Annotated in this window: 9 protein-coding genes and 1 tRNA gene; 5 read left to right on the top strand and 5 right to left on the bottom strand. The window is 43.3% G+C overall.

From position 1 onward, the window contains the following. Together RGE70_RS01495 and RGE70_RS01490 are read right to left on the bottom strand one after the other, a co-directional pair. Nucleotides 1-918 (bottom strand): porin, encoded by a 918-nt coding sequence (locus RGE70_RS01495; protein ID WP_310469787.1) that lies wholly within the window; start codon nt 916-918, stop codon nt 1-3. 2,199 nt (nt 919-3,117) lie between these two features. Next, nucleotides 3,118-3,208: transfer RNA gene (locus tag RGE70_RS01490), tRNA-Ser, on the bottom strand. 275 nt (nt 3,209-3,483) lie between these two features. On the opposite strand from RGE70_RS01490, the gene lepB reads away from it, so the two are divergent. After that, complete coding sequence (gene lepB / locus RGE70_RS01485; RefSeq protein ID WP_310469786.1) at nt 3,484-4,149, top strand: signal peptidase I; 666 nt, start codon at nt 3,484-3,486, stop codon at nt 4,147-4,149. Between the two features lie 148 nt (nt 4,150-4,297). Further along, nucleotides 4,298-4,795 (top strand): TlpA family protein disulfide reductase, encoded by a 498-nt coding sequence (locus tag RGE70_RS01480; protein ID WP_310469785.1) that lies wholly within the window; start codon nt 4,298-4,300, stop codon nt 4,793-4,795. A gap of 92 nt (nt 4,796-4,887) precedes the next feature. Here the strand turns inward: RGE70_RS01480 and RGE70_RS01475 are convergent, their stop codons facing one another. After that, complete coding sequence (locus RGE70_RS01475; protein ID WP_310469784.1) at nt 4,888-6,645, bottom strand: aryl-sulfate sulfotransferase; 1,758 nt, start codon at nt 6,643-6,645, stop codon at nt 4,888-4,890. A gap of 366 nt (nt 6,646-7,011) precedes the next feature. Here RGE70_RS01475 and RGE70_RS01470 point away from each other — a divergent pair, with 366 nt between their 5' ends. Then, nucleotides 7,012-7,947 (top strand): LysR family transcriptional regulator, encoded by a 936-nt coding sequence (locus RGE70_RS01470; RefSeq protein WP_310469783.1) that lies wholly within the window; start codon nt 7,012-7,014, stop codon nt 7,945-7,947. Nucleotides 7,948-7,957: 10 nt separating this feature from the next. Here the strand turns inward: RGE70_RS01470 and RGE70_RS01465 are convergent, their stop codons facing one another. Then, nucleotides 7,958-8,437, bottom strand: coding sequence for a hypothetical protein (locus RGE70_RS01465; protein ID WP_310469782.1), 480 nt, complete (start codon nt 8,435-8,437; stop codon nt 7,958-7,960). 212 nt (nt 8,438-8,649) lie between these two features. Here RGE70_RS01465 and ubiD point away from each other — a divergent pair, with 212 nt between their 5' ends. Both ubiD and fre read left to right on the top strand, forming a co-directional pair. Beyond that, nucleotides 8,650-10,131: a 4-hydroxy-3-polyprenylbenzoate decarboxylase gene (ubiD, locus tag RGE70_RS01460; RefSeq protein WP_310469780.1), complete on the top strand. Its 1,482-nt coding sequence runs from the start codon at nt 8,650-8,652 to the stop codon at nt 10,129-10,131. A 75-nt stretch (nt 10,132-10,206) separates the two neighbouring features. Further along, entirely contained in the window at nt 10,207-10,917 is a 711-nt protein-coding gene (gene fre, locus RGE70_RS01455; protein ID WP_310469779.1) for an NAD(P)H-flavin reductase, read from the top strand. Between the two features lie 48 nt (nt 10,918-10,965). On the opposite strand, the gene RGE70_RS01450 is transcribed toward fre, so the two are convergent. Next, nucleotides 10,966-12,252, bottom strand: coding sequence for a winged helix-turn-helix domain-containing protein (locus RGE70_RS01450; RefSeq protein ID WP_310469778.1), 1,287 nt, complete (start codon nt 12,250-12,252; stop codon nt 10,966-10,968). Between the last annotated feature and the right edge of the window lie 57 nt (nt 12,253-12,309).

Genomic DNA, 12,309 nt, shown 5'->3' with positions numbered 1-12,309 from the left:
CTAGAAGTACATACGCGCGTAGGCATATGCGGCTTCAGGAGCTTCACCAACTCGACCTTCAACAGACAGTACAATGTCTTTTGCAGGGCGATAATTAAAACCTACACTGCCCCAGCAACGGTCTTTACCAAATTCTGCTGGCAGCTCGGTGTAATCGAAGTTTGGACCTTCAACGTCCCAGCTTTCATACTCTTCATGATTCGCTGATGCGATGATCTCCCAAGATTCATTAAGTTCGTACTTAGCACTGAGAGTTAGGCCGTAATTGCGGAATGTTTCATAGGCAAGGTACACATCGCCACTTTGACGTGTTGCTAAATCTTCGTCTTCAATAAAACCGTTAAAACCAATAGCTAATTCAGGCATAAGTTGAACACGTACACCTAAACCCGCTAGCTGTTGCTCACCGTATTTAGACACACCTTCTGAACCGCCACGCGCCTCAACACCTGCGACAACAGAAACAAAGTCTGACATCCAGCCAACATAGCCATTAACGATGTCACCTTGTGCCGAACCATTCTTATGCTCACCTTCATAAGAATACGAAGCGCCATAAATTAAGTTTTCAAACTTGGCTTCATACTTAACCGTGTTTTCTTGATCGCCAGCTTCACCAGTTTCTACAGACTTATTGAAGGTAAAATCACCAAAATGATCATACTCATCAAAAGCCGTATCGGTTAAGCCAAACTCAACCCAGTGATTGTCATTAAACACATAGCCAATAAACATTTTGTCAATGGCAAGCTCAAACTCGCCATCACCACCTAGCCAATTTCTGCGCTGATAATCGAGCTCTAATCGGTAGATAAAGTTTTGGCGCATCCCGGTAACCCCAAGGGTGGCAAAACTATCATCGACATAACCTTTAGCATCGTAAAACTCATCATGGTTATAATCAGCATTCGTCCCCAAATGCCCCCGACCCCGACTTCACCGAATAGGCGAATATAATCTCCATTGTCACCTTCCTGCAGTGTTACCGCGCTTGCGGTGTTTACACAGAATAAAGAAGCTAAGGCGATTGCAACGGTTGTTCTTTTAATCATCGCGTTTATTTCCATTCGTAAATTTCAATCTTCATGCAAAGATTGAATTCTGGATTAATAATTATTTATGTGAGGTTGATTTATTGGAGGGGAAAATGAACAACGTTCTAAACCAAAAGAACGGAAAAATATTCAAGGAACATTGAAAATATATGAAAGCGTAAGCGATTTAATTTTTTATTTACATTTAATATAACTAAACTCGATTAAATCCAGTTGAGAATTAATAGCGTGAAGAACTTTAAGATAAGTAATCTAAAAGCAGAGAACTCATCAAGCACAAAAACACCACCACAACTGCGCTACATTACTCTCGAAAAATTCCCGTAAACACCCTTTTAAATCAACACCACAATGTTAAGTAAGTCACACTACCTTATCAAGGTAAAACACGTGACACCAATCACAAAAACACATCTAACACCCATTTAAAACAACTCATTAACCAGCGCTTAATTAGTGATTATTTGCGCAACAATACCTGATGTAACGAAGCATTCCACCAAAAATAGATACAATTGAAGAATGATATATTGTTTCCACTATCTATTTGCAAAACACCAGCCTTAGACTAGTTAATGAATATGTAAATAACCAACAGCTAATGCGCTCACGCAATAAATTTATTTTAGAGTTGAAGGTTTAATATAAATTAGAATAAAAAATCAAAACAAATGAATAAGTATAAAACAGAAATAACTTAACAACTTTTCAGCTGCCTAGATAGTCAACCCAAATTAAAAGTATTATTTTATGAATGCTTATACATTCAGATAAACCGCTAACTTTAGCTAAAGCTAATAAGTAAAATCATTTCCATTTAATTCCACAACAAAGACATATTCATTAATTTCACTCAATGTTAATTAATAATGACATGCTAATATGACAATAATATTGCAATTAATTATGATTTAGTTTTACTTACCAAATAATACACAATACGTGATCAATAACTATTATCGAAGAACACAATCAACCTTTGGCTTTTGACAAAGAGTGACTTGCTATACTCAAAATAGACAGCCTCAATATCTCAATCAATAGTTCACCATAATGTAGCGCAGAGATAGCTGACTTTAAACAATAGTAACCCTTAGGGTTCAACCCGATTAAGATCCACTCAACTGTCCAAGCCGTCTGGGCTAACTAAACTGCAGATAGCAAAAAGCCCGCTATAAATAGCGGGCATCTTTAATGTAGCGCAGAGATAGCTGCCTTTAAACAATAGTAACCCTTAGGGTTCAACCCTATTGAGATCCACTCAACTGCCCAAGCCATCTGGGCTAACTAAACTGCAGATAGCAAAAAGCCCGCTATAAATAGCGGGCTTCTTTAATGTGGCGCAGAGATAGCTGTCTTTAAACAATAGTAACCCTTTGGGTTCAACCTTATTGAGTGCCACTCAACTGCCCAAGCCGTCTGGGCTAACTAAACTGCAGATAGCCAAAAGCCCGCTATAACCCGCTATAAATAGTGGGCTTCTTTAATATGGCGCAGAGATAGCTGACTTTAAACAATAGTAACCCTTTGGGTTCAACCCTATTGAGATCCACTCAACTGCCCAAGCCATCTGGGCTAACTAAACTGCAGATAGCAAAAAGCCCGCTATAAATAGCGGGCTTCTTTAATGTGGCGCAGAGATAGCTGACTTTGAACAATAGTAACCCTTAGGGTTCAACCCTATTGAGATCCACTCAACTACCCAAGCCATCTGGGCTAACTAAACTGCAGATAGCAAAAAGCCCGCTATAACCCGCTATAAATAGTGGGCTTCTTTAATGTGGCGCAGAGGTAGCTGACTTAAACAATAGTAACCCTTAGGGTTCAACCCGATTGAGATCCACTCAACTGTCCAAGTCGTCTGGGCTAACTAAACTGCAGATAGCAAAAAGCCCGCTATAAATAGCGGGCTTCTTTAATGTGGCGCAGAGATAGCTGACTTTAAACAATAGTAACCCTTAGGGTTCAACCCGATTGAGATCCACTCAACTGTCCAAGTCATCTGGGCTAACTAAACTGCAGATAGCAAAAAGCCCGCTATAAATAGCGGGCTTCTTTAATGTGGCGGAGAGATAGGGATTTGAACCCTAGATGGGCTACAAACCCATGCCGGTTTTCAAGACCGGTGCATTCGACCACTCTGCCATCTCTCCGAACGCCGAGAATAATAGTTAAATCTGTTTAGAATGTAAAGCACACTTTGGTTCAAGTGGACAACAAATAGACCATTTTGCGCATTTAATACGATAAAGCCTTTTTAATGCTGAATTATTCAGCAAAAACCAGCCAAAACCCCTTTATAGAATCACTTTATTATTCATTAAAGCACACTTGGTTACATTTCTAGCAAGTGAACACCTGAACCATTGTTATATCAACCAGTCTCAATAGTCAGTACTACATTCATAACCAATAAAGGACCTATTGTATGAAAATGCTTTTTAAACTGTTACGGCAAAATCGCTCAGTTTTCTTGTTTATTGCATTAATGCTAGTTTTTAGAAGCGCTGTCGCCGACTGGAACCACGTGCCGACAGGCTCGATGCAACCCACTATTGTTGAGGGCGATCGGTTACTGGTCAACAAGATGGCTTATGATGTTCGCGTTCCTTTTACTCACATATCAATTGCAAAACTGGCAGATCCACAGCGTGGAGACATCATTATTTTTGACTCAAAGGCCAGCGACAAAAAATTGGTAAAAAGAGTTATTGGCCTCCCCAGTGATATCGTATCAATGCGCGCCAATGTGTTATCAATAAATGGTGAAACACTGCAATACACCGCTAGCCACCCACAAACTGATGACGCTCAAATTCACAGCGAAAACCTTTTAGGTTTAAATCATCAAGTAAAGGTTGCCGGTATTGCAGGCCTAGGGGTTACCACTGGCCAATCTAATTTTGGGCCGATTAAAGTGCCGGCTAATCATTACCTTGTGCTGGGGGATAATCGTGATAATAGCGCTGATTCAAGGATGATAGGCTTCATCCCCCGAGCTGAAATTGTTGGCCGTTCAAATACCGTCGCATTTTCGGTTAACAGTGATAATTACTACTTACCAAGACAAGCTCGCTTCTTCCAGCCTATATAGCCCCAATTATCAGCAGTCAGCACGTTTAGCCAAAGTTAAGCGTGCATTTTACACAGACATAACCTGTTGCAAGTTTGCACTAATTACATTTATACATTTCGACAAGCCTTTGATACTTTAGTATTACTTGCCGAAGAATGGATGCCCTATGAGAGCCCTTACACTTGTTTTGTCTAGCGTATTGTTATTGATAACTGCGGGCTGCGCTAATACCGCTGTGCAACCGAAAGTAGATTACTTAACTTATGTTAAAGCGGGTGACCCAGTCCCCGTGACTCAGTTCGTCGATAGCCAGGGCAATAATATTGATTTAAGCCAATCGCGTAACAATAAGCTGCTGATCTTATTTGCCACCTGGTGCCCAGATTCCCAGCGAGCGATAAAAAGCCTCACCGCATCTGATATCTATTTAAACCCGAATGTCGATATTATTGGTATTGCACGCGAAGAAGATAAACAAGCACTCGATGATTTTGCCGCCGAATATGCGCTTAATTTTGCCCTTGTGGCTGACACGGATCGCAGTATCTATAGCCAATTTGCCAATGTCGGGATCCCGCGACTCATTTTACTTGATGCTAATAATAAGGTGGTAAAAACAATTATTGGTGAGTCAGATAACGCCATCAGCGACGTGGTGTGGTAATAGCCTCCATTAGATAAATTCTGCTGGCGTAATTTAACGCAAAAGGTCACCCCAACACTGGGGTGACCTTTTGTATTTAAAGCCGTTAGTGGCTATTGCGCTATTTTATTAATATCAATCGATTTAGCTCGGTACGCCGTGTTTCTAGGCATCAACCATTTAAACTGCATCTCAACTTTTACATCTTTAGTCTTGTAATCGATTTCATTTAAAATCGCGCCAGTGGGTTCACCTTTAACTGACATGTGCACATTGGCTGAGAACATTTCCATCGTGTCTCTATCTGCCATGTAGCGTGTATTTGAGGTGACAACTGAATACCAATCAAAACCACGCTCTTTACCGTATTGCCATGTTTGTTCAACCGTCATGTCTTTTTCGTTGATCTTGTATTCAACGCCACGGGAATATTTCATGCTTGGCATAGCAGGTTGATCTAAGTGACGACCATCGCCATTATCAAACGACACGATGCCTAACACATCGTCATCTCGGTAAGTTTTACCATTCAACCAGGTAGTATGTTGAGTATAGGTAAAGTCGAAATCACCTTCACACTCACCACGCTCATTACAAGCGAGTTTACGGCCTTTACTGTCGATAGGTGTCAGCAGTTTAGTGGCTAAATCTCCTTTCCAACCCGCTGATGGTGACAAGATCCATTTAACCTCTTTGTCACGACCAATCTTAACGTTACCTTGGTGGCGTAGCGACAAAATAATAGCATCATCTTCAGCATCGTAATCGACGGAATTTACATGAGCCCAGTTACGACCGGCTCCAACTCCCGGAATGTCACCAAATGGCGCGTCAGGTTCGATATCTGCTTTTTTACCCATCTTGTCTTCATCAATATTTAAGCATACTGCACCAGCATTTAATGCCTTGAGTAAGTCATCACGCATTGGATCGAGGATCTTGTTGAGATCCCACACTTCAACCAGCTTGCCATTTTGATCTATCTCTAAGATGTGGTCACGGATAGTATGAACACGCTTTCCGTCTTCACGTAGATAATTGGTCTTGGCCGCGCGCACAATATAATGACCATTGGGCATCGCTTTCATGTCATGTGAAAAGTCTTGATACCCGCGAGGTAGATCCCATTCAAAGATTTTTTTACCAAACATATCAAAACGGTAAATCTTCTGCCCTTGACCAAACACAATGTCACCATTGTCCATTTGGTGGATCCCCATAATGATCCCGCGCTTGCCCATTTCGTATGAGTTGTGAATTTTATTGGTATCGAGCGTCCAGCGACTTTCACCTTGTGTGTCGACAATATAAGTCATGGAGTGTCGATCCCAGTTCATCGCCCCCATGTCGCCTTTCCAAGTTAAGTCATAAGCACCTGGTGTGGGTAGCAGGTAATTAACCATATAGAGGCGGTCTTTAAATGCTTTATCGACCTTTTTAACATCCACCGTCGGGAAATTACCAACAACACCATTAACCACAGCGTTACCCTGTTGAGGCAAGGTCCAAATGGAGTAATCTTCTTTAACTTGTTTGCCGTTTTTAACATATTCAAGCGTGACGGTATTATCAAAGTCAGCATACAAACCAAAAATAGGCACACCATTATGGTTTAAGATCGTCTCGCGACTAACGTCATAAGTAATATCTACCCCGTTTTTCCCCTTGCCATGCACCATGACTTTAGCGGCTTCAATACTATGCCCTCCCAAGTCAACCACGGCAGCTTGAGGTGCATAACCATATGGATTAACGACTACCGAACCTAACTGACCTTGTGCAGGTGGCGGCTTGATAGCATTAAATTTACCCGCGGTTGCAGATAATGCGACAGTTGTTAACGCAGCGGCGAGAAGTGTCTTTTTAAACATGATGGTTCCCTTTAATTAATCATTTATATGCGACTAAAATTGAGCGTGACAACATCATAAATAGATGACCTAAAAGACAACACAGGATAAATTAGCCAGTAACATTGCGTTTTTTGCAAAGCGAAAACTGGCCTTGGTCACGCTTTGTTAGCGCAACATGATCGCCGCCAAGCTTGCGGCGCTTTATTTATCTCAATGACGACCATCTAAGCCAATAACCAAGCAACCTTTCCTCATAAAATGTTGATAACGTTTAAGGTACTGCTTTTCTACAAAACAAAACTTGTTCGTATAGTAGGCGCTAACTCACACTAAAACCGGCCATTTTTTAGTATTTTGTTTTCGTGAATAAAACTTGAGAACAGCATGGAAATTAAAACGCTACGCACGTTTGAAACCTTCATTTCAGTATCAAAAACATTATGCCTATCGCGAAGTGCAGAACTGTTAGACTGCAACCCATCAACAATCACTCGCCGCTTAAAAAGCCTCGAGTTAGAAACTGGCTGCTCGTTAATTGCTTGCCATAGCAAGGTGGTAGAACTGACCCCGCAAGGCGAAGCATTTCTGCCAAAGATTGAAGACTTGGTGAATCGATACCGAGAAGCGATTGACTCGATAGGACCTTGTGCAAACCTGTTGCAAGGTGAGGTCGTAATTGGCATGCACCAACCCGCAGCCTACTTATTGTCGGAATTGGTGTTAATGGAGATCCAAGAAAAGTTTCCCAATTTAAAACTCAAAATATTAACCATTCCACCTCGTTACATGTCGAGTATGGAAGGGTGTGATATCACCTTTACGCCAATACAGCCTACAGATAAAGACCTCATTGCGCGGCCACTTGGCAGCGCACGCGAATACTTTTGCGCAGCGACTGATTATTTAGCTCGCTATGGTGAGCCCGCAACGCTGAGCGAGCTTGCTAACCACAAATTAATTTCCACACTATTTACTGGCAGTGAGACTAAATGCTGGAAATGGAACCATGCCAACGGTGAGCATGGTTTGATTGATATCAAACCCAATATGACCGTAGATTCGCATCAAATATCAACTCAATGGATGTTAGCAGGGTTTGGAATAAGTATGGTTCCAGAGCGTTGGCTTAGCCGGATAACCCAAGGGGGATACCGCATTTTATTTGATAGCCAATATTATGTAGAACGCGAACTATTCGCTGTGTATCGTTCTCGCCACTACCTCAACGATGGCTTGCGAATGTTGATCGACCATATTGCGCGAGTGCTGCAATCATCACGCCTCAAACACCGTCCATTATCACCGACGGGTCAGCTTTAAGCGCTCCACCTTACTCTTGAGTTACCGACTCAAGCTGCACGTAGCTTTGACTTGGCCAGTCAAAAACATACTCAACGCCTTGCCACAGATACGCCGTGCGCCCGCCTTTATGAACCACTCGGGCATTGTCAGGCAATCGTGGCAGACCACTGCTATAACTCATACTGGTGGTCACCGTGATTGGTGCGGCAAGGGCCTTTGGTTTTGGCTGGCGATACCGTTGCTGCGAATATCGCCAAAGGTCTCTTTGGTAACCCCAAGACGAATAATATCGGCCACGATAAAGAGGCTCATTCCAGCGGTTGTAAAAACCTAAACGCGCGCGCTGACTTACACCATAACTTAATCCAAAATATCGGCCTGAGATCGCACCTTGTTTGGCGTATGAAATCATACTAAACAATCCGTCCTCTGGCTCAGCTAATGCTGCGCCAAGCCCCCATACTGACAAGCACATTGCTACAGTTATACTGGTTAAAATCTGTTTCATCGCGTTACACCTCCCGCTTAAGATATATTAGCAAAACATGACCTGCACTAGCGGTTTTAATCTCAAAATATGCTGCAACCACGCCACTGCTGAGACTCAGCGAATCAATCACTTAATACCACACCACTGTTTCATTAACAGGCGTTTAACGCCTACGTTAATAATGCTATAGTGCGCGCCATATCACAGTTTATAACGATGAGAATTCCCCTATGAGTTATAAGGATTTACGCAGCTTTATAGACCACCTAGAAAGCACTGGTGAGCTTAAGCGTATTAGTCATCCTGTCGATCCTCATCTGGAAATGACAGAGATCGCCGATCGTGTGTTGCGCGCCAAAGGTCCGGCGCTGTTGTTCGAAAACCCAGTCGGTAATGATATGCCGGTATTGGCAAACTTATTTGGCACCCCAAAACGAGTCGCCATGGCGCTAGGAAAAGACGATCCGATAGCGCTTAGAGAAGTAGGCGAATTACTGGCATTTTTAAAAGAGCCAGAACCACCTCGCGGCTTTAAAGATGCCATTTCAAAAATCCCAATGTTTAAACAAGCGTTAAACATGCCGCCAAAAACTGTGCGTAACCCACCTTGCCAACAAGTGATAAAAACTGGTGAACAGGTTGATTTAACCCAGTTACCTATTCAGCACTGCTGGCCAGGCGATGTCGCACCACTAGTGACCTGGGGACTCACCATCACTAAAGGGCCGCGTCAAAAGCGCCAAAACTTGGGGATCTACCGCCAACAATTACTCAGTAAAGATAAACTGATTATGCGCTGGCTCGACCATCGTGGCGGCGCATTAGACTTTAAAGATTTTAAAGAAAAACACCCCGGTGAACGCTACCCCGTAGTGGTTGCACTAGGTGCCGATCCTGTCACTATTTTAGGCGCCGTTACTCCCGTACCTGACGCCATGAGCGAATATGCTTTTGCCGGTCTATTGCGAGGTGAGCGCACCGAGGTTTGCAAAGCGTTAAGCTGCAACCTCGAAGTACCTGCAACCAGTGAAATCATTCTCGAAGGTTATATCGACCCCGACGAAACCGCTGAAGAAGGCCCTTATGGTGACCACACAGGTTACTACAATGAAACCGACTCTTTTCCAGTGTTTACCGTTACTCATATTACTCACCGCAAAGACGCTATTTACCACAGCACCTATACTGGCCGTCCACCTGATGAGCCTGCAATGCTAGGTGTGGCGCTGAACGAAGTTTTTGTGCCCATTTTACGCAAGCAGTACCCTGAGATCCTCGATTTTTACTTACCGCCTGAAGGGTGTTCATACCGCATGGCTGTGATTTCAATTCGTAAACAATACCCAGGGCACGCCAAACGCGTCATGATGGGCGCGTGGTCGTTCTTGCGCCAATTTATGTACACCAAATTTATTGTCGTGGTTGATGAAGACGTTAACTGCCGCGATTGGAACGATGTGATCTGGGCTATTACCACCCGCATGGATCCAAAACGCGACACCGTTATGATAGAAAACACCCCTATCGATTACCTCGATTTTGCATCTCCTGTGGCAGGACTAGGTTCAAAAATGGGAATGGATGCCACCAATAAATGGGAGGGTGAAACCGACCGTGAATGGGGTACGCCTATTGTGATGGATGATGCTGTAAAACAAAAAGTTGATGCTATATGGAGCGATCTCGGCATCGATGACGCGCCAACGCTATAACACTGTATTGCCCTACGCCGTACGCTAAATTAATGCTGAATAAGCCGCCAAAGAGCGGCTCGTCAAGGAATTAAGATGAACACCATTAGCTGTAAGATTGAAAAAGTCGCCCCGTTTAATGACGCGGTATTTCAGGTCATATTAACACCAGCTGTCGCCTTTGATTTCAAAGCAGGGCAATACCTTTGCGTCGTCATGGGCGAAAAAGACAAACGCCCATTTTCTATCGCCTCTGCACCAAATAGTCACAGCATTGAATTACACATTGGTGCCGCAGTGAACGAAAGCTACCCGATGCAAGTCGTCGAGCGCTTACAAGCGTGTTTGGCTAATGACGACACCATCGACATCGAAGTACCCGGTGGTACGGCCCACTTGCGCCAAGACAGCACTCGCCCACGTTTACTGATTGCCGGTGGCACAGGCTTCTCTTACATTAAGAGCATTATTGAACAGCAAATCGCGCTTGGACAAACCGTTGAAACCACTTTCTATTGGGGTTGCCGCAATCCAGATGCTATGTATTACGAAACCATTGCGCGCCAATGGCATGAAGCGCACCCTTGGTTGCACTTTGTGGCCGTAGCAGAAGAAGCACCCAACGATTGGAATGGCAAGCAAGCCAACTTGTTAACGCAAATAAAAACAGATTTTGACAACCTCAGTGGTTACGACATCTACATTGCAGGACGGTTTGACATGGTAGGGGCGGCACGCGAAGTGTTTAGAACTATCGGGGTTGAAGAAGATTATCTCTATGGTGATGCGTTTGCTTTTATCAAGTAACTGACACAAAAACGGGGCGCTAAATGCATTTAGCGCCCCGTTTTATATTTAAATTCTCACTTGGTCGTACTTATACCAAGCCACAATACTGCCTAAAATCGGCGTCAACCATACTGCGCTTTGGTCGTCATTTCTGATGCGATAAAAATACAGTTCGTCGTCCACAATATCGTGCTTTCTAATGGCGCGATAAAAATACATTGCCGATGGGCTGACAGTTTCAGGCCGAATAAACTCTTTTTGCGTCAGCTTAACTTGAAACACATCAACATTATGTCCATCGAGGCTTTGCTGATACTGCTTAAACCGACCGCGGATTTTGTACTTAATTGGTGTGGTTAAGCAATCCTCATCGGTAATGCAAATAGCGGAGTAAAATAGCCCAGTATTGTCAGCATCATAAATGAGTGACAAGCTAATATCAGCCCGTACCAGTAACTCTTCTGCCACAGGGAAATATACATCCGCATGGTAATGGTGCTCGGTAATATCCCCTTCTTGATTTTCGTCATTATCGTGGGGAATGATAATCTTATTGTACCGAATACGGTTTTCAAGCCGCTCTGACAATGTAGCAAACTGATTGATATTCAGTCCGGCTGGGTTAGGGTCTATCGCAGTAATGTTCATCAATCCATTACCCGCGCACTCACCCTTACTATTATCTGGGCAAACTGCCATCGAATAGTTATGCCCATCGGTTGCCACATACCCACCAAAAGCATCCAAGTCAGTTAAAAAATTGGATTCTGGCGCTAGGTGCTTTTGCCACATAGAGTAATGTAAATGCTCAACATCGCTCTGGTAAATAACCGGAATGGTCTCTTTGGTTCCGCCAATATTTAGGCTGATATTTCTATCGGCATTCCACAAGCCCACTTTTTTAAATGTATGGTGATAGTCACTGACATACCAGTAAGCTAACAAAAGGGCTAATACAACCAAAATACCGCCGATTTTCACCAGCATGGAAACATCAAATAACGCGGTTTTGATTGAGGCAGCATCATTCACAGCCAGCAGCTTTACATGTGAATGCTCAGAAATATGCAGCTGGTAGCCACGTCGTGCAACCGTTTTTAACTGCACTTCTGGATACGGCTCTAATTTTTTACGTAACGTACTGACACATTGCGTTAAAGAGGTCGCGGCTACCACACGGTCAGGCCAACCAGCCTCGATCAATGCTTCTTTGTCGCAAACGCTGTCAGCTATCAGTAATTGATAAAGTACGGCAGATTCTGAAAACGTTAAACTGACTACCGTATTATTAGCACGATCCACCAATTGCTTGGCTTGCTCATCAAGTTCTAGGTAGGGAGTCACTGTTTGCAAGATTAACCTCTTAAAAAATAATTAATAAGGTGGGTAAAGTTAACCGACACCTAACAG

Source organism: Shewanella youngdeokensis, assembly GCF_033180165.1.
In the GTDB taxonomy this organism is placed as follows: domain Bacteria; phylum Pseudomonadota; class Gammaproteobacteria; order Enterobacterales; family Shewanellaceae; genus Shewanella; species Shewanella youngdeokensis.
The sequence above is the reverse complement of the archived record's forward strand: the minus strand, read 5'-3'. Positions and strand labels throughout refer to the sequence as shown.